Genomic DNA, 18,138 nt, shown 5'->3' with positions numbered 1-18,138 from the left:
CGGCCTCTGGCGTTTTGAGGGGGATGACGGGCGACGAAATTAGTGCTATTGCCGCCGCGAACTGCGGATGTGCCTGCGATACTGTCGCCCCTTCCGTCACCGAATTCAATTTCAATACCCTAGATCGCGCCTGCAGCTTCCTCGAAGCACGGCAGGCATCAACCTTTTGGATGATCCCATGTCCGTGATAGATGCCATGACCATTGCCAAGCCCGCTTCGGCGCCCGTCGTGCGCGGTGGCGAAGCTCTACCGAAGCCGTCTTTGATCGGCCTGACGCGCGAGGAGATGGGGCAGGCACTGCGCGAAAAGGGCGTTCCCGAAAAGCAGATCAAGATGCGCGTCAGCCAGTTGTGGAACTGGCTGTATGTGCGCGGCGTGTCTGATTTCGATGCCATGGTCAACGTCGCCAAGGACATGCGTGAAATGCTGAAGCAGCATTTTACCATCGCCCGCCCGGAGATCGTCGAGGAGCAGGTGTCCAACGACGGTACACGCAAATGGCTGATGCGTTTTCCGGCACGCGGTGCAGGACGACCTGTCGAGATCGAAACCGTCTATATCCCTGAGGAGGGCCGGGGGACGCTGTGCGTCTCCAGCCAGGTCGGCTGTACCCTGACCTGTTCCTTCTGCCACACCGGCACCCAGCGGCTGGTGCGCAACCTGACGGCCGAGGAAATCCTCTCGCAGTTGCTGCTGGCGCGTGACCGGCTCGGCGACTTCCCGGATCGCGATACGCCTGTGGGTACCGCCATGCCTGCCGAGGGCCGCAAGGTCTCGAACATGGTGATGATGGGCATGGGCGAGCCGCTCTATAATTTCGAGGCCGTGAAGACCGCTCTGCTGATCGCCTCCGACGGTGACGGCCTGTCGCTGTCGCGTCGTCGCATCACACTTTCGACCTCGGGCGTGGTGCCGGAAATCTTCCGTACCGGCGACGAAATCGGCGTCATGCTGGCGATATCGCTGCACGCTGTGCGCGACGATCTGCGCGACATCCTGGTGCCGATCAACAAGAAGTATCCGCTGAAGGACCTGATCGACGCCTGCCGCAAATATCCCGGCCTGTCGAATGCCCGCCGCATCACATTCGAATATGTGATGCTGAAGGACGTCAACGACAGTCTCGAAGATGCCAAGGGGCTTATCCAGCTGTTGAAGGGCGTGCCGGCAAAGATCAACCTGATCCCGTTCAATCCCTGGCCCGGCAGCAACTATCAGTGCTCGGACTGGGAGCAGATCGAGAAATTTGCCGATTTCATCAATGCGGCCGGCTATGCCTCGCCAATCCGTACGCCGCGCGGACGCGACATTCTCGCCGCCTGCGGCCAGCTGAAATCGGATTCGGAGCGCATGCGCAAGACCGACCGCCTCGCCTTCGAAGCCATGATGATCGCCAACCACGGCGAAGACTGACGGTCGACGGGCGAAGTCGTTTGCAACGAGCAGACGAAACTGACGGCCACCAATTTCGACGGGATTGCAATTGCGATCTTCGTGGTCGGTGCGCTCGGATGCGTTGATCTATATCACCCGCAGGGATGGCCGACCACGCGACGTACCTAGCGCGCGTGGGTAAACAGGATCTTCGCCGCGAAGATCGAGAAGACGCCGGCGAAGGTATAGTCCATGCCGCGCAAGACCTTCCTGTTGTTCTGCAGCCATGATGCCAGCCTGTCGGAGGCGAGCACGACCAGGGCGTTGACCGGCATGCCGACGGAAATGAACAGAAAACCGAAGAACAGCAGCTTCTGGGTGACGGCCGGATCGCCGGCAGTGACGAACTGCGGCAGGAAGGTCATGAAGAAGATGATGACCTTCGGGTTCAGGAGGTTGACCCAAAACCCGCTCGCCATGTTCGACAGCGGCGACACTTTCGGCTCTTCTACAGCATTGACGCTGAGTTTCGAGCCGAAGCGGATGGCCTGAACAGCGAGCCACAGGAGATAGGCCGCGCCGCCGGTCTTCAGGATGGTGAAGGCAACCGGAGAGGCCGTGATCAGGGCCGATATCCCAAATGCCACCAGCATCGTGTGGACGACGATTCCGAGGCTGGTCCCAAGCACGACAAACAGCGCAGGCGTCTTGCCCTGCGACAGGGCGCGGCTGATCGAAAGCGTCATGTCCGGGCCTGGCGTCGCGGCCAGAAGAAGGCTTGCGGCGACAAAGGCGAGCGCCGTCGCAAAGCTTGGCAGGAAGTCCATGGCAGGCTCCTCGGATCATAGGTTTCCAGGATGCCTACCTTGTTTAGCGGCGATTGCCAATCAGCCCTTGCCGGCGACAAAGGCCTTGAATGCGTCATCGTACCCCCCGTGCCAGCGCGACAGCGGAGGCCTGTTTTCGACGATATCGCCAGCGGCCCAGAGAATTCGCTTTTCATCCAGTGAACGGGGCACATCGTTGTCGGGGCAGAGGATGTAGAAATCGTCGCGCTCAAGACTTTTCATCATGAAATCGACGGTCTGCTCCGGCGTCCAGGCGGCGGCGGGCTTCTCCGTGCGGTCGCCCTTTGTGAGAGGTGTGTAGACAAAGCCCGGTATCAGCAGGTGGGCGGTGATCCGGCAACCTTCCGTGTTGCGGAGTTCATGCTGCAGCGCCTCGGTGAAAGCCTTCACACCGGCTTTGGAGACATTGTAGGCAGGGTTTCCCGGCGGCGTGGTGATGCCCTGCTTGGAGCCGGTGTTGATGATCATGCCAGGTTCGCCATGGCCGATCATGTGCTGTCCGAACGTGCGCGTGCCGTTGATGACGCCCATCAGGTTGACGCCGAGGATGTTGTCCCAGCCGGCCTGCGGGCTGAAGATCGATGTCTCCGGGCCGATGCCGGCATTGTTCATCAGTACATGGACGCGGCCGAAGCGCTGGATGACGGTGCGCTCCAGGGCGTCCAGCGATTCCTTGTCACTGACATCGGTCTCGATGGCCATGACATGTTCGTCGCTACCATTGGAAAGGGCGATGATCTCTTCCTTTGCCTTTGCCAACCGGTCGCCACCGAGGTCTGCCAAGACGACGCTCATGCCGCGCGCAGCAAAGTTTTTGGCAGCGGAAAAGCCGATGCCGGAAGCGCCGCCGGTGATGACGGCGACGTTGGAACTTTTGAAGACGTCCTCGATATTTGCCATGGTCTGCCTACCCTCTCCAGCCCTTGTTATGATGTTGCGAGATATGGTAATTTGCCCAGCCAAGTCAAACGACGGAGGACGCCATGTCTAAACTCAAGTCTGTCACGCTGGATGAACAGATGGAGGATTTCGTCGACGAACAGGTGAACCATGGCCACTTTGCTTCCCCAAGCGCTGTCATCGACGCCGGGTTGAGACTTCTACGCAAGCAAGCAGAAATCAATGCCATCCGTGCTGCCATCATCGAAGGGGAGCAATCGGGCCAGGCCGAGCCATTCGACACCGGGGAATTTCTGAGCGAAATGCATCGTAAACATGTCCGATAGGCGACGCCAATTTCGGCTTCTGCCGAAGGCACGCCGGGATCTGGACGGAATTTTCAGATACACGCTCGAAAATGGTCGCTTCAGCAAGCCAATGACTACTAAAGGCGGCTGACGTCATGCTTTCCGGAACTGGCGCGTGGCGCCAGGCAGGGCCGCAATATCGACCACATAATCACCGGCTATTTCATTCTTCCGTTCGAATCGCATTTCATCGTTTACAAAGCCGATGCGCGCGCGGTCACAATCATTCGTATCCTGCATCAACGTATGAATATTACTGCGCATCTGCGCTGAATGCAGGCTTCAGTTTTTCTTGCGCATGGCGCGAATCTCGATAAAAGTGCCGCGACATCAAGATTTGCGGCGTCCGGCGCCGCGCGCATAAAAACGGACCTCATCATCATGGTATCGCACAAAGACGTGAAAAAAGTCGTTCTCGCTTATTCCGGCGGTCTCGACACCTCGATCATCCTGAAATGGCTGCAGACGGAACTCGGCGCCGAAGTCGTCACCTTCACTGCCGATCTCGGCCAGGGCGAAGAGCTCGAGCCGGCCCGCAAGAAGGCCGAGATGATGGGCATCAAGGAAATCTACATCGAGGATGTCCGCGAAGAGTTCGTCCGCGATTTCGTTTTCCCGATGTTCCGCGCCAATGCCGTCTATGAAGGCGTCTACCTGCTCGGCACGTCGATTGCCCGGCCGCTGATCTCCAAGCACCTGATCGAGATCGCCCGCAAGACCGGCGCCGATGCCATTGCCCATGGCGCGACCGGCAAGGGCAACGACCAGGTTCGTTTCGAACTCGCGGCCTATGCGCTGAACCCCGATATCAAGATCATCGCTCCCTGGCGCGACTGGAACTTCAAGTCCCGCACCGATCTCCTGGCCTTTGCCGAAGCGCACCAGATCCCGGTTGCCAAGGACAAGAAGGGCGAAGCGCCGTTCTCTGTCGATGCCAACCTGCTGCACTCGTCCTCCGAGGGCAAGGTTCTGGAAGACCCGTCGCAGGAAGCGCCGGAATATGTGCATATGCGCACCATTTCTCCGGAATCCGCTCCTGACAAGGCGACCATCATCAAGGTCGGCTTCGAGCGTGGCGATGCGGTGTCGGTCAACGGCGTCCGGATGAGCCCGGCGACGCTGCTGGCGACCCTCAACGACTACGGCCGGGACAACGGCATCGGCCGTCTCGACCTCGTCGAGAACCGTTTCGTCGGCATGAAGTCGCGCGGCGTCTATGAGACACCCGGTGGCACGATCCTTCTCACTGCCCACCGGACGATGGAATCGATCACGCTCGATCGCGGTGCTGCGCATCTGAAGGACGAACTGATGCCGCGCTATGCGGAGCTCATCTATTTCGGGTTCTGGTATTCGCCGGAGCGCGAGATGCTGCAGGCGGCGATCGACAAGAGCCAGGAGCATGTCGAGGGCGAAGTGACGCTGAAGCTCTACAAGGGCAATGTCATGGTTATCGGCCGCGAGAGCCCGAAGTCGCTGTATTCCGACAAGCTGGTCACCTTCGAGGACGACCAGGGCGCCTACGACCAGAAGGATGCAGCAGGCTTCATCAAGCTCAATGCCCTTCGCCTGCGCACGCTCGGCAAGCGCAACCTGTCGAACTGAGCCATTGAGCCCAGCCTGAGCAGGGCCTGTCACCGCAGATGGTGGCGGGTCTCTTTTTCGGGAAAAGTCAGCCGTCTGTGATCGGGGCGTTTTCGATTGCGGGTTGTTCGACTTTCTGGAGGTTGAGCCGGAAGCTTTTGAGAGCCTTGCTCACGTCGCACAAAGCCTGCTCGTCCAGCCCCATCGTTGCTTCCTGCTGGACGGCAGCGATTTCGATGCTGATGGCGCGGATCATGTCTTCCGCAGCGTCCGACAGGAGTATCCGCTTTGCACGGCGGTCCAGGGGGTCGGGCTGGCGTTCGATCAGCCCGCGGGCCTGCAGACGGTCGAGGAAAGCGCTCACCGTCATCGGCTCCAGCCCCATGCGTATGGCGATGTCGAGCTGCCGGCTGCCGTTGACCGCAGCAATCTGAACAAGGGTTCTTGCCTCGCCGGCGGTGATGCCGAGCCCGGCCGACGAGATGCGTTTCTCGAAAGCCATTCGCATCAGCCGGGCGCAATCGGCGACGAGAAATGCGAGCGTATCCGTATCTATTGTGATGCTCATTGCGTTTCTCGGCTCTTTATCGCGGTTCTCTCTGGTTTTCCTTAATCACTCTATTGCGCGAACACAATTGAATCTTTGCCGGCGACAAGGGCGCCTTGACGCCCGCAGTGCCGGCGTTAAGCTGGCTGCAAATCAAGCGGAAACCGTGCCATGACCTCCTCCCTGATTGCCGGCACTTTCCTCGCCGCACTGTTTTACGTGCTCATTCCCGGTCCGGCTTTTCTGGCGCTGCTGGGAATAGGTGCTGGCCAGGGGCGAAGGGCGGGGGCGCTTTTCATGTGCGGCCATCTGTTCGGCGATCTCATGTGGTCTGCCCTGGCCCTGACCGCAATCATCGGTGCGCGGACCATCGGCAGCCTCGTATTCGATCTGCTTGGCTTGTTCTGTGGCCTCTATCTCGCCTGGATCGGCTGGCACGCGGTAACTGCCAAGCCCCGGGTCGACGGTGCGGCGATGATCGCAGTCGAGCGCCCTTTTCGACGCGGCCTTATCTTCGGCGCCACCAATCCAAAGGGATATCCGGTGGCGCTCGCGACCTTCACGGCGCTTGTCGCCGGTTCGGCCAGTGCCTTGCAGTTCAGCGAGCTTCCGTTGCTGCTAGGCGTTGCCTTTGCCGGGTTCGTGGCCGCCGATATCATTCTGATCGGTATCATCGGTGCCGGCGCCGTGCGGCGGCTCTATCGGTCCCACGAACGCGTCATCGTGCGCTTCTCCGGGGTTTTGTTCATGGGTTTTGCTGCGCAGGCGCTCTGGCATTCCGCGCCGGGGCTGCTCGGGTGGCGCAGGGCCTGATACCTCTCCAACATGTCGCCACCGCACCGTTTTGCTGACAGGCTGCGATCACCATACCATTGCCGGTCCGGCGTTCTTATATGCCCGTGACCAATCTGATGCCGAAAGGATGTCCCATGTCATCGCAACTCTCCGTCAATCCCGCCCTCGTCGAATGGACAGGGCATGAGGGACTGCCGCACTTCGACCGCGTCCATGACGCCGACTTTGGGCCAGCCTTTGATGCTGCCATGGAACTGCACGACGGCGAGATCGACCAGATTGCCAACAATCCGGAGCCACCGACTTTCGCCAACACGATCGTCGCCCTGGAGATCGTCGGCGACGAGTTGTCGCGCGTCTCGTCGCTGTTCTGGAGCAAGGCCGGTGCCCATACCAACGACGTGATCCAGGGCCTGGAGCGCGAGATCGCGCCCAAGATGTCGCGCCACTATTCGAAGATCGGCATGAACGCCGCGCTGTTTGCCCGGATCGACGCGCTCTGGGAAATGCGAGATACGCTCGGCCTGACGCTCGAGGAAAGCCGCGTGCTTGAGCGCCATTGGAAAGGTTTCGTGCGCTCTGGCGCAAAGCTTGCAAAACCGGAGCAGGAGCGGCTTGCTGCAATCAACGAGACGCTGGCAGGCCTGGGCGCAAGTTTCGGCCAGAACGTGCTGGCCGACGAGAAGGGCTGGGCGCTGGTGCTGTCCGACGCGGCCGATCTTGCCGGCCTGCCGGGGTTTGTCACCGAGGCCATGGCGGCAGCTGCAACTGAGCGTGGCGATACAGGCAAGTATGCGGTGACGCTGTCGCGTTCGATCATAGAGCCGTTCCTGACTTTTTCCGAGCGTCGCGACCTGCGCGAGCAGGCGTTTGAGGCCTGGGTGGCGCGCGGCCGCAACGGCGGGGAGACGGACAATCGCGACATCATCCGCCAGACGCTGGCGCTGCGTTTCGAAAAGGCAAAGTTGCTCGGCTATGGCAATTATGCCGAACTGAAGCTCGACAACACCATGGCCAAGACGCCCGAGGCGGTGAACCATCTGCTGACCACGGTCTGGGCCAAGGCTGTCGCCAGGGCGCGGGAAGAAGAGACGGATATTGCCGCCTTGATCAAGGCAGGCGGCGGCAACCACGATGTCATGCCCTGGGACTGGCGCTTCTATTCGGAAAAGATCCGCACGGAGCGGTTTGATTTTTCCGAGGCCGAACTGAAGCCCTACCTGCAGCTCGACAAGATCATCGCAGCCTGCTTCGACGTTGCCGGCCGCCTCTTCGGCCTTCATGCCGTCGAGATCCACGATGCGCCCGCCTATCATCCGGATGTCCGCGTCTTTGAAATCCGCGACCGTTCCAACAAGCTCATCGCGATGTTCCTCGGCGACTATTTTGCCCGGCCGTCGAAGCGTTCCGGCGCCTGGATGAGTGCCTTCCAGTCTCAGCACAAGCTGCCGTTGAAGAACGGCGCTTTGGGCGAGCGGCCGATCATCTACAATGTCTGCAATTTCGCCAAGCCGGCCGAGGGCAAGCCGGCGCTGTTGTCGATGGGGGATGCCTACACGCTGTTCCACGAGTTCGGCCATGCGCTGCACGGAATGCTCTCCGATGTCACCTACCCGTCGGTTGCCGGCACAGGCGTATCGCGCGATTTCGTCGAATTGCCGTCACAACTCTACGAGCACTGGCTGACGGTGCCCGATATCCTGAAGACCTATGCCGTGCACTACCAGACCGGCGAGCCGATGCCGCAGGCGCTGCTCGACAAGGTTCTGGCCGCCCGGACTTTCAACTCCGGATTCAATACCGTCGAGTTCACATCGTCGGCGCTCGTCGACATGGCATTCCATACGCGTGGGCCGGTCGAGGATCCGATGGCGGAACAGGCGGAGATTCTGGCCACGCTCGGCATGCCGAAATCGATGGTGATGCGGCACGCCAGCCCGCATTTCCAGCATGTCTTTGCCGGGGACGGATATTCGGCCGGCTACTATTCCTACATGTGGTCCGAGGTGCTCGATGCCGACGCCTTCGCAGCCTTCACGGAAACGGGCGACGCCTTCAATCCCGAGATGGCCGAGAAGCTGAAGGCTCACATCTATTCGGTCGGCGGCTCCATCGACCCGGAAGATGCTTACCGGGCGTTCCGCGGCAAATTGCCGAGCCCGGATGCCATGCTGGCGCAAAAAGGCTTGGCCGCATAAGGCTTTGTGCCGGCGGCTGATCAATTGAACAGCATACCCTGTCCCAGCCATGCGATTGCGCCGGGGCAGGGAAGACGCTGCTTTGTCGCGCCCCCCCTTTCGCAAATGCGAAAAACAGGCTATGAGCGCCTCAACCGAAGATAAGGGCCGCGCTATTGGCTGCCCGCAAACCCTCCGAGTAGCCCATATGTCTATGCGAAATATCGCGATCATCGCGCACGTTGACCACGGCAAGACGACGCTTGTCGACGAACTCCTGAAGCAGTCCGGTTCGTTCCGCGACAACCAGCGCACCGTTGAGCGCATGATGGATTCGAACGAACTCGAAAAGGAACGTGGCATCACGATCCTGGCCAAGGCGACGTCGGTCGTCTGGAGAGATGTTCGCATCAACATCGTCGACACCCCCGGCCACGCCGACTTCGGCGGCGAAGTCGAGCGTATCCTTTCGATGGTGGATGGCGCTATCGTGCTGGTCGATGCTGCCGAAGGCCCGATGCCGCAGACCAAGTTCGTGGTCGGCAAGGCGCTGAAGGTCGGCCTTCGCCCGATCGTCGCGATCAACAAGATCGACCGTCCGGACGCGCGTCACGAAGAAGTCGTCAACGAAGTCTTCGACCTCTTTGCTGCCCTCGACGCCACCGACGAACAGCTCGACTTCCCGATCCTCTACGGTTCCGGCCGTGCTGGCTGGATGAACACGGCTCCTGAAGGCCCGATGGACCAGGGCCTTGGCCCGTTGCTCGACCTCGTGCTCAAGCATGTTCCAGAGCCGACTGTCGGCGAAGGCCCGTTCCGCATGATCGGCACGCTGCTCGAAGCCAACCCGTTCCTCGGCCGTATCATCACCGGTCGCATTCATTCCGGTTCGATCAAGTCGAACCAGCCTGTCAAGGTCATGGGCGTTGATGGCAAGACCATCGAAACCGGCCGTATCTCGAAGATCCTCGCGTTCCGCGGCATCGAGCGCCAGCCGATCGAGGAAGCCTTCGCAGGTGACATCATCGCCATTGCCGGCCTTTCCAAGGGCACGGTTGCCGATACCTTTTGCGATCCTGCTGTTACCGAGCCGCTGCACGCCCAGCCGATCGATCCGCCGACCGTCACCATGTCCTTCATCGTCAACGACAGCCCGCTGGCTGGCACCGAAGGCGACAAGGTTACCTCGCGCGTCATTCGCGACCGCCTGATGAAGGAAGCCGAAGGCAACGTTGCGCTGAAGGTCGAAGAGTCGGAAGCCAAGGATTCGTTCTACGTATCCGGCCGCGGCGAATTGCAGCTTGCCGTTCTGATCGAAACCATGCGCCGCGAAGGCTTCGAACTGGCTGTGTCGCGTCCTCGCGTCGTCATGCATGACGACGAGAACGGCAACAAGCTGGAGCCGATCGAAGAAGTCGTCATCGACGTCGACGAAGAGCATTCCGGTATCGTTGTCCAGAAGATGTCCGAGCGCAAGGCCGAGATGGTCGAGCTTCGTCCGTCGGGCGGCAATCGTCTGCGTCTGGTATTCTACGCGCCAACACGCGGCCTGATCGGCTACCAGTCGGAGCTTTTGACCGACACGCGCGGCACGGCGATCATGAACCGCCTGTTTCATAGCTACCAGCCTTTCAAGGGCGAAATCGGCGGCCGCAGCAACGGCGTCCTGTTGTCCAACCAGTCCGGGGAAGCCGTGGCCTACGCCATGTTCAACCTTGAAGATCGCGGCCCGATGATCATCGAGCCAGGTGAAAAGGTCTATGCCGGCATGATCATCGGCATCCACACGCGTGACAACGACCTCGAAGTCAACGTGCTGAAGGGCAAGCAGCTGACCAACATCCGGTCTGCCGGCAAGGACGAAGCTGTCCGCCTGACGCCGCCGATCCGTATGACGCTCGACCGGGCGCTCTCCTGGATCCAGGACGACGAACTCATGGAAGTCACGCCGAAGTCCATTCGTCTGCGCAAGACCTATCTGGACCCGAACGATCGCAAGCGTTTCGGCAAGAAGAGCGCGTAAGGCTTTTCGACACCCAGAAGACCTCAAACCCCGGTGCTTGCATCGGGGTTTTTTATTTACATGTTCGATTTTTGGCCTCTTGTGACATCCGTTAAAAAAGAGTTAACGTTTCGCGCTAGTCCACACATAAAGCCTGTGGGCAAATGGTTTCCGGCAATATTGCTGGATGGTTAATTTGCGGTTGCCGGGCCAAAGTAGGCGTTATGAAAACGTTATCGATTGATGTCCGGCGGGCTGAACCGCACGATGCCCGAGCCATTTCGGAGACGCATCGGCTGTCCTGGCAGTATGCCTACACCGGCATCATTCCACACCGTGCACTGTCGCAGATGATCGAGCGGCGCGGCGAAGCCTGGTGGCGCCGGGCGACGCGCGGACCGGCGACCCTGCTCGTTCTCGACGTTGCCGGCACCGTTGCAGGCTATGCGACACTTGGCCTCAACCGGGCGCGCGCGCTGCCGCAGGAAGGCGAGATCTACGAGCTTTATCTCCGTCCGGAATATCAAGGGATCGGCCTCGGCCGTCTGCTGTTCGGCGAGGCACGGCGGCTGCTGAAGTCGCTCGGCTGCAAGGGCATGGTTGTCTGGTGCCTGGAAGACAACGAGAATGCCGAGCGTTTCTATCGCAGCCACGGCGGGCTCGATTTCTGCGAGGGGCTGGAGACCTTTGGCGGCGAGCAGGTGAAGAAGATCGGCTTTGTCTGGCCGTAAGACCGGCTGGCGATCACGGCGGTCGGGCATAATGCGGCGGCCGTCGTAATTTCGCCGCCAATTCATTTGTAGGTGTCGCGGTTTTTGGCCTTGGCGCAAAGCAGGCCATGCTTTCGAAGCGCTGTTGCCTTACCGGTTATTTCCGATTAAGTGGCTGGCAGCTATCATAGTTTAGGGGACTCCCATGCGCATCGACGCAATTTCCATTGGTAAAAATCCACCTGAAGACGTCAACGTCATCGTCGAAGTGCCGGTCGGCGGCGACCCGATCAAGTACGAAATGGACAAGGAAGCCGGCACGCTCGTCGTCGACCGTTTCCTCTACACGCCGATGACTTATCCAGGCAATTACGGCTTCGTGCCGCACACGCTGTCGGAAGACGGCGACCCGATCGACGTGCTGATCGCCAGCACCCGGCCGCTCGTTCCCGGCTGCGTCATCAACGTTCGCCCTATCGGCGTGCTGATGATGGAAGACAACTCCGGCAAGGACGAGAAGATCATTGCCGTCCCGTCGCCGAAGCTGACGCTGCGCTACGAGAAGGTCAAGGAATACACCGACCTGCCTGATATCACCATCAAGCAGATCGAGCATTTCTTCCAGCATTACAAGGATCTGGAGCCAGGCAAGTGGGTGAAGATCTATGGCTGGAAGGGTGCCAAGGAAGCTGGCGAATTGATCCTCGAAGCCATCGCTCGCCACAATGCGGCCGAGAAGAAGGCCTGATCAGGCTTCTACGACAGTATCGAGAGCCTTGCATATTTCCTCCGGGTCGCCATCGATCCGGAGGATTTTTTTGCGCGCTGTGTCGCCGGAAGTGACGCTGATCGAGGATTTCGGCAGGCCGAGCCTTTTCGCCAGCAAGGCGATCAGCGCCTTGTTGGCCTTGCCCTTTTCGGGCACATCGCTGACGCGCACCTTGATATGGACATCGCCATCGGCGCCGGTCTCGATACCGTCTATCTCATCGCGGCCGCCATTCGGCGTCAGCCGGACGGACAATCGGACATGGTCTGCAAGCTTGCGCCAGGCGCTGCTCACATCGTCAGTTGAAGGAGGGCCGGGTAGACGGTGTTATGCAGGACCGCCTGAATGAAGAAGATGATCAGCAACACGACAATCGGCGAAATGTCGATGCCGCCGAGGTTCGGCAAGATGCGCCGGAGGGGATTGAGAACCGGCTCGGTGACATTGTAGAGGAAACGGCCAACCGAGTTCACGAACTGGTTGCTCGAATTGATCACGTTGAAGGCGTAGAGCCATGAGAAGATGGCGCTGGCTATCAGGATGTAGACGTAAAGCTGCAAGACGATATCAATGACTTGAAAGAGCGCCAGAAGTATTCCGGACATGTACGTCTCCATTTCGCGATTGACAGACATGTAGACATTGGCGAAGGCGCGAGCAAGTGGTATGCCCGCCGGCACGATGAATCATGTTTAACGGCCGTGGGGGATCTACGGCGGTCGCTAACGGAAAGCCGTTCATGTCGCTTATCTCGTCTGCGGATCGCTTCGCCGCATTCCGCCATGTTTCCTACACACGTTTCTTCTTTGCCCGTTTTCTCGTTTCCTTCGCCGCGCAGATCATCAGTGTCTCCGTCGGCTGGCAGATGTACGACCAGACGGGCAGCGCCATCTACCTGGGCCTTATCGGCCTCGTGCAGTTCCTGCCGTCGCTGCTTCTGACGCTGGTCACCGGTTCGGTCGCGGATCGCTACAGCCGCCGCCACATCGTGGCAATCTGCACGCTGGTCGGTGCGCTCTGTGCCGTGGCGCTGTGGGTGATGACGTCGACGGGATCATTCGCGCCGTTGCCGGTCTTCGGCATTCTCACCATCATGGGCATCGAACGCGCCTTCCTTGGCCCGGCCACACAGTCGCTGGCGCCCAATCTCGTCCCGCCAGAAGACCTGTCGAATGCCGTCGCCTGGAATTCGTCCTCGTGGCAGACTGCTGCAATCGTTGGTCCTGTTGCCGGTGGTCTGCTCTACGGTCTTGGGCCAAGCTTTGCCTATGCGGTGGCCGCGGTATTCTCCATTCTCGGGGCCATCCTGATCCAGATGATTGCCAAGCCCGTCCAGCGGAGCACGGGAATGGCAACCAACTGGAGCACCATCCTCGCCGGATATCGCTTCATATGGTCTGAGAAGGTCGTCCTCGGTGCAATTTCGCTCGACTTGTTCGCAGTGCTGCTCGGCGGCGCCGTGGCGCTGATGCCGATCTTTGCCCGCGATATCTTGACACTCGGACCTTGGGGCCTTGGGCTGTTGCGGGCAGCACCGGGTGTCGGCGCTATCGCCACGGCGGTGCTGCTGGCTACCTATCCGCTACGCCATCGGGCAGGCGTCTACATGTTTGCCGGCGTGGCGATGTTCGGTGTGGGTACGCTGATTTTCGGCCTGTCCAGCACGCCCTGGCTGTCGATCGTCGCCCTGATGATCATGGGCGCTTCAGACATGATCTCGGTCTATGTGCGGGAAACCCTGATTGCCCTGTGGACGCCGGATCATGTTCGAGGCCGGGTCAATGCCGTCAACATGGTCTTTGTCGGTGCCTCGAACGAGCTCGGCGAATTCCGTGCGGGGACGATGGCCTCCGTATTCGGGGCGGTGCCGGCGGTCGTGATCGGCGGTGTCGGCACCTTGGCAGTGGCTATCATCTGGGCGATAGGCTTTCCGCAGCTGCGCAAGATCGACGCGCTGGATGCCCCGGATGAAAACGCCGCAGGGTCAGCCTGATCGGTTCAGGCCGCGACCGCGACCTGCGTCTCGAAGACGATATCGAGAAATTCCGACAGCCACTGCCTGAGCGCACCGTCGAAAAGCATACGGCCCTCCAGATGATCTCGACCCTGCTGGGCGTTGGGCAGTGCGAAGCGATGGGCACCATGGACGACCCATCGCTGCATCATGGCACGGGTCAGTTCGGCGTGAAATTGCAGGCCCCAGGCGTTGTCGCCATAGCGGAATGCCTGGTTGGGGTAGGTATCGCCCTTGGCCAGGAGCTCCGCTCCAGCGGGCAGATCGAAGCCTTCGCGGTGAAAGTGGTAGACCATAGGCGGCCAGCGCATCAGCTGACGTCCGCGCTCGGTCGGATGCAGCGGATACCAGCCGATTTCGGCTTTTTCATCCGGCCGGGCCTGTACCTTGCCGCCGAGCTGGCGCACCAGCATCTGGGCACCGAGACAGATGCCGAGGAACGGGCGGTTCTCCCGCAGCGGAACATCCAGCCAGTTGATCTCGGAGCGTACGAAGGGATCGGGGTCGTTGGCACTCATCGGCCCGCCGAAGACGACCGCGCCGCCGTGCGCCTCAAGGGTTTCCGGCAGGGGGTCGCCGAGGACGGGACGTCGAATATCGAGGTCGTAGCCCTTCTGCAGCAGCATCTGCCCGACGCGGCCGGCGCTGGAGCGCTCCTGGTGCAGCACGATCAGGATCGGCCGCCGGTGACGGCTGTTGGCCGCCTCAATCCGCATCGTCAGCCTCCACGGCGAGGCCCGGCACCCGTGCCGCTGCCTCCTGCCGCTTCATGATGCGCTCGCGGCCGGACACGCCCAGCAACTCGGCGATGCGCCAGATGGCATCGTCTTCCATCTCGCTGCGCTCGCCATCGGCATAGACGATATCCCAGAGGATGCCGATCAGTTCGATACGCTGGTCGCTGTCAAGATGGCGCTTGAGATCCGAGGTGAAGCGGAAATAGTCGACGGCCTCGTTCTCGGCCTCGGTGCCTGCCGCGATCAGCGCATCCAGCTCGCGGCCGTCGAGGCCGTACTGGTCCTTGAGCAACCGGCGCAGCGCCTTCTTCTCGCTGGCCTCGACCTTGCCGTCGGCCTCCATCACCTGGATGCAGAGCGCTGCCACCGAGATCCGGGGATCGTCGGGCGCAAGGCCGGGTTTCGAATGATCTGTCGTCAGACTTTGAAAGAATTCCTGGAAGCGTTCAAACATGCGGTTTCATTCTTAAAAAAGCTTCAGCCGGGTCTTGGGCTCCGGATCTGCCTTTGTGGTGCGGACACCCGGATCGTCCGGGGCGCCGCCAAAGAAGGGGCGGGGCTCGGGCTTTTTCGGGCTTTCGGGTTTTGTCACGGTGACCAGCGCCGTCGACGGCTGCGTTCTGGCCGGCATGGGCTTGGCTGGCGGTGAACTGGCTGGCAATGGTCCTGGTGGCATGGGCTTGGCTGCTGCAGGTGCGTCCTGAGCAGATTGCGCGGAAACTGGAGCAGGCGTCTGACGTAGATCTGCCAGTGGCGGCAGGTTGCGGAGCGCTGTCTCGAAAGACGCGACGGTGCCTTCCTCGACCGGGCCTTCAAGCTGGCTGAAAGGCGACCGCCATTCGAAGGCATCGAGCTTGCCCGAGATCGGAGAAACCGGGAGCCACTTGTCGGACACGAAACCATCGGCCATCCAGGCCGGGTCGCGCGGTGCGCGCAAGGCCTGGGCGAGCCAGTGGCGGGTGCGTCCCTGGTCGCGTGTCTCGGCGTCCTCTATGTCGGCGAGCAGCATGAAGGCGCCCTCGCGGGGCTGCATGCGGGCGGCTGCTTCCGCCTTGCTGCGGGCGACGGCAAAATTGCCTGCATCGAGCGCTGCCTGCGCCGTGATCAGCAATGCTTCCACATTGTTGGGTCGCAGCGCTTCCAGCTTCTCGGCGCGTTTCAGGCGGTCCAGCACGCTGTCTCCGCTGCGGGCGCGAACGTAGGCACGGCCGATTTCGGGATGGGGAGAAACCTTCCAGGCATCCTCCAGCACCGCTGCTGCCTTGCGGATCTTGTCTTCGCGAAACAGCGCCTTGGCGGCAATCAGGGCGGCAGGCACGAGATTGTCGGACAGCTTCAGGGCGGCCAGCGCGTCGTCGCGCGCACCGGTCGGGTTCGCGTCGAGCCGGTCGGTGGCGCGTGCCGTCAGAAGCACGGCGCGCAGGCGGTTCGCCTCATCCTTGCCAATGACCCTTGCGACCTTCTGCTGGTCGAGAAGACGGATAGCGTCGTCCCAGCGGCCGGCGCGGCTGCGATATTCGAGCGTCGCCTGCGCCGCCCAAGGCAGATAGGGTGCCTTGTCTGCAGCCTGTTCGGCATATTGCCGGGCAGCCTCATCGGCACCGAGGCGCTTGGCTTCGAGATAGAGGCCACGGAGGCCGAGTTCCCGGGTCTCCGGATCTTTGGCCATCAGCTCGAACTTGGCGCGCGCCTCGTCGTGGTTGCCTTCGATCAGCGCTGCCTGCGCCTCCAGAAGACTGATCAGCGGTTCCTGGTCGGCGCGGATCAGGCCACGCGAACGAGCAGCCATCTTGCGGGCCAGCAGCGCATTGCCGGCGCCAGCGGCAATCAGCCCGGTCGACAATGCCTGATAGCCGCGGTCACGTTTGCGGGCACGAAAATAGCGGCTGACGGCATGGGGCGAGGTCCAGATCATCCGCAGCAGCGACCAGACGATCATGACAGCGGCGACGATAGCGATCAGAAGGCTGGCCGCGACTATCAGCTTGGTCTGATATAGCTCGCCACCCCACATCAGCGACAGGTCGCCCGGACGGTCGGCCAGCCAGGAGAAGCCGTAGCCGAGTGCAAGGATCAGGACGATAAAGACAAGCAGTCTGACGATCATGTTCTTACCTCAGCTCTGCTTGCCGGCGCCGGCAATCGCCTTCGACAGGGTTTCACCGACGAGATCCTCGACCTTGATCCTGGCTTCGATCGACTGTTTGAACGCCGCCGATGCCATCTTGCCGGTTTCCGGGAGACTATTCCACTCACTGACAGCGCCCGGCAGGTCGCCGTTGCGGATCTTGTCCTCGAAGCGGGCGGCAATGGCGTCGACTCCGTCACCCTTGATATTGCCGACGGGGCGAACGGTCACCAGCGACTTGGCGCTTTCCATCAGGCGGTCGCTCCAGCCCTGGGTTTCAGCCGGCTTTTCTGTCGCACCGATGATGGTGGTGGCAACATCCGGGACCTGGCGGATCAGTTCCGCGCGCGATGGCACGCCGGTTTCGGCAAACTTGCCCAGGGTTTCCACTGTCGGGTCGTTAGGAGAGACGCCGGCAAAGGTGTCGAGTTCGGCGCGGAAAGGCCCGCCGCGATCGATCGCCGCCTTGAGGCCGGCAGCAGCGATCGCCTGGGCAACGGCGACATCCTTGCCCGGGTCGTTCAGCTTTTTCTCAGCATCGTCCAGCCGCTTGCTGATGTCGGCGCCGGTCGTTGCCTGAGTCTGCGTGGTCTGCGTCATGCTGGCTTTCAGCTGGTCGACTTCGGCCGTCAGATCGGAAATTTTCTGGGCGGAGGCGGTGTCGACGGCGCCGTTGGCGGTCGCCGCCTGCGGGTTGTTCTTCATGGCTGTCTCGAGCGCGCCAATGCGTGCTTCCAGCGCGGCATCCGGCGTTGCTGCGGGAGAGGTGGCCAGATTGGCGACGCTCTGCTTCAGCCCGTCGATCTCAGCGTCCAGCGACGTGAATTGCTGCTTATCGTTTCCGGAAGCGGCGGGCAGGACGCCTGCATATTGCAGCGCTCCGGCACCGATCAGCGCGATCAGACCGCCGACGATACCGGCTGCAATCAGGCCCGTGGTGCTGTTGGCGGGTGCCGTGGCTGTCGGGGCCGGTGGCTCTGTCGGCGTTGGTCCGGCGGGCTCGTATGCCTGTTCCGGTTCCGGCTCGGGCTGCGGCTTGATATCCACTGTGTCCGTGGCGGAGGTGCCGATTTCGTCCTTGTGACTTTCGATCTCGGCTTCGCGGCGGTCAGCCTCGTTGGCTTCCAGATCGATCGTTACGGGCTCTTCGTCGGGCTTCGTATGATGCGGCGGATTACCGGGGATCATGGCGTCCTCATGTGATG

19 protein-coding genes are annotated in these 18,138 nt (G+C 61.1%); 10 read left to right on the top strand and 9 right to left on the bottom strand.

The window, feature by feature from the left end:
* Window positions 1–178: 178 nt before the first annotated feature.
* Entirely contained in the window at window positions 179–1,414 is a 1,236-nt protein-coding gene (rlmN, locus tag J5289_RS00680; RefSeq protein ID WP_209207509.1) for a 23S rRNA (adenine(2503)-C(2))-methyltransferase RlmN, read from the top strand.
* 146 nt (window positions 1,415–1,560) lie between these two features.
* Here rlmN and J5289_RS00675 read toward each other — a convergent pair whose 3' ends face one another.
* Window positions 1,561–2,202, bottom strand: coding sequence for a LysE family translocator (locus J5289_RS00675; protein WP_209185276.1), 642 nt, complete (start codon window positions 2,200–2,202; stop codon window positions 1,561–1,563).
* A gap of 60 nt (window positions 2,203–2,262) precedes the next feature.
* Window positions 2,263–3,123, bottom strand: a complete 861-nt coding sequence (locus tag J5289_RS00670; protein WP_209185275.1) for an SDR family oxidoreductase — start codon at window positions 3,121–3,123, stop codon at window positions 2,263–2,265.
* Between the two features lie 83 nt (window positions 3,124–3,206).
* Between J5289_RS00670 and J5289_RS00665 the strand changes: the two genes are divergently transcribed.
* From J5289_RS00665 to J5289_RS00655, 3 genes are all read left to right on the top strand, one after another.
* Entirely contained in the window at window positions 3,207–3,449 is a 243-nt protein-coding gene (locus J5289_RS00665) for a type II toxin-antitoxin system ParD family antitoxin (protein ID WP_209185274.1), read from the top strand.
* 108 nt (window positions 3,450–3,557) lie between these two features.
* A complete protein-coding gene (locus tag J5289_RS29805) occupies window positions 3,558–3,743 on the top strand; it encodes a type II toxin-antitoxin system RelE/ParE family toxin (RefSeq protein ID WP_209185465.1) in 186 nt (61 codons plus the stop codon).
* Window positions 3,744–3,851: 108 nt separating this feature from the next.
* Window positions 3,852–5,075: an argininosuccinate synthase gene (locus tag J5289_RS00655; RefSeq protein WP_209185273.1), complete on the top strand. Its 1,224-nt coding sequence runs from the start codon at window positions 3,852–3,854 to the stop codon at window positions 5,073–5,075.
* A 67-nt stretch (window positions 5,076–5,142) separates the two neighbouring features.
* Here J5289_RS00655 and J5289_RS00650 read toward each other — a convergent pair whose 3' ends face one another.
* A complete protein-coding gene (locus J5289_RS00650; protein ID WP_209185272.1) occupies window positions 5,143–5,622 on the bottom strand; it encodes a MarR family winged helix-turn-helix transcriptional regulator in 480 nt (159 codons plus the stop codon).
* A gap of 150 nt (window positions 5,623–5,772) precedes the next feature.
* Here J5289_RS00650 and J5289_RS00645 point away from each other — a divergent pair, with 150 nt between their 5' ends.
* The 5 genes from J5289_RS00645 to ppa all read left to right on the top strand — a co-directional run bounded on the left by J5289_RS00645 (window position 5,773) and on the right by ppa (window position 12,033).
* Window positions 5,773–6,414 (top strand): LysE family translocator, encoded by a 642-nt coding sequence (locus tag J5289_RS00645; protein WP_209185271.1) that lies wholly within the window; start codon window positions 5,773–5,775, stop codon window positions 6,412–6,414.
* A gap of 116 nt (window positions 6,415–6,530) precedes the next feature.
* The gene (locus tag J5289_RS00640) at window positions 6,531–8,594 is read left to right on the top strand and encodes a M3 family metallopeptidase (protein ID WP_209185270.1); all 2,064 of its coding nucleotides are present in this window, start codon (window positions 6,531–6,533) and stop codon (window positions 8,592–8,594) included.
* 187 nt (window positions 8,595–8,781) lie between these two features.
* Window positions 8,782–10,596: a translational GTPase TypA gene (gene typA / locus J5289_RS00635; RefSeq protein ID WP_142824688.1), complete on the top strand. Its 1,815-nt coding sequence runs from the start codon at window positions 8,782–8,784 to the stop codon at window positions 10,594–10,596.
* Between the two features lie 203 nt (window positions 10,597–10,799).
* Window positions 10,800–11,306 carry a GNAT family N-acetyltransferase gene (locus J5289_RS00630; protein WP_209185269.1) on the top strand — a complete coding sequence of 169 codons (507 nt, stop codon included), beginning with the start codon at window positions 10,800–10,802 and terminating at the stop codon, window positions 11,304–11,306.
* A gap of 184 nt (window positions 11,307–11,490) precedes the next feature.
* The gene (ppa, locus tag J5289_RS00625; protein ID WP_142824690.1) at window positions 11,491–12,033 is read left to right on the top strand and encodes an inorganic diphosphatase; all 543 of its coding nucleotides are present in this window, start codon (window positions 11,491–11,493) and stop codon (window positions 12,031–12,033) included.
* Here ppa and J5289_RS00620 read toward each other — a convergent pair whose 3' ends face one another.
* Entirely contained in the window at window positions 12,034–12,348 is a 315-nt protein-coding gene (locus tag J5289_RS00620; protein WP_209185268.1) for a DUF167 domain-containing protein, read from the bottom strand. It lies immediately after the preceding gene.
* Window positions 12,345–12,689 (bottom strand): YggT family protein, encoded by a 345-nt coding sequence (locus J5289_RS00615; protein WP_142824692.1) that lies wholly within the window; start codon window positions 12,687–12,689, stop codon window positions 12,345–12,347. Before J5289_RS00615 ends, J5289_RS00620 begins: the two co-directional genes overlap by 4 nt.
* A 104-nt stretch (window positions 12,690–12,793) precedes the next feature.
* Here J5289_RS00615 and J5289_RS00610 point away from each other — a divergent pair, with 104 nt between their 5' ends.
* Complete coding sequence (locus J5289_RS00610; protein ID WP_209185267.1) at window positions 12,794–14,047, top strand: MFS transporter; 1,254 nt, start codon at window positions 12,794–12,796, stop codon at window positions 14,045–14,047.
* Between the two features lie 5 nt (window positions 14,048–14,052).
* On the opposite strand, the gene J5289_RS00605 is transcribed toward J5289_RS00610, so the two are convergent.
* The 4 genes from J5289_RS00605 to J5289_RS00590 are packed head-to-tail and all read right to left on the bottom strand — an operon-like array spanning window position 14,053 to window position 18,121.
* The gene (locus J5289_RS00605) at window positions 14,053–14,784 is read right to left on the bottom strand and encodes a glutamine amidotransferase (protein ID WP_209185266.1); all 732 of its coding nucleotides are present in this window, start codon (window positions 14,782–14,784) and stop codon (window positions 14,053–14,055) included.
* The gene (locus J5289_RS00600; RefSeq protein ID WP_142824695.1) at window positions 14,774–15,259 is read right to left on the bottom strand and encodes a TerB family tellurite resistance protein; all 486 of its coding nucleotides are present in this window, start codon (window positions 15,257–15,259) and stop codon (window positions 14,774–14,776) included. Before J5289_RS00600 ends, J5289_RS00605 begins: the two co-directional genes overlap by 11 nt.
* A 12-nt stretch (window positions 15,260–15,271) precedes the next feature.
* A complete protein-coding gene (locus J5289_RS00595; RefSeq protein ID WP_209185265.1) occupies window positions 15,272–16,912 on the bottom strand; it encodes a heme biosynthesis protein HemY in 1,641 nt (546 codons plus the stop codon).
* 9 nt (window positions 16,913–16,921) lie between these two features.
* Window positions 16,922–18,121: a COG4223 family protein gene (locus J5289_RS00590; protein ID WP_209187642.1), complete on the bottom strand. Its 1,200-nt coding sequence runs from the start codon at window positions 18,119–18,121 to the stop codon at window positions 16,922–16,924.
* Between the last annotated feature and the right edge of the window lie 17 nt (window positions 18,122–18,138).

Origin of the sequence: Rhizobium sp. B230/85 (assembly GCF_019355735.1) — a bacterium.
GTDB classification, from domain to species: Bacteria; Pseudomonadota; Alphaproteobacteria; order Rhizobiales; family Rhizobiaceae; genus Rhizobium; species Rhizobium rhododendri.
Note: the sequence above shows the minus strand (reverse complement) of the source record. Positions and strands in the feature narration are given on the sequence as shown.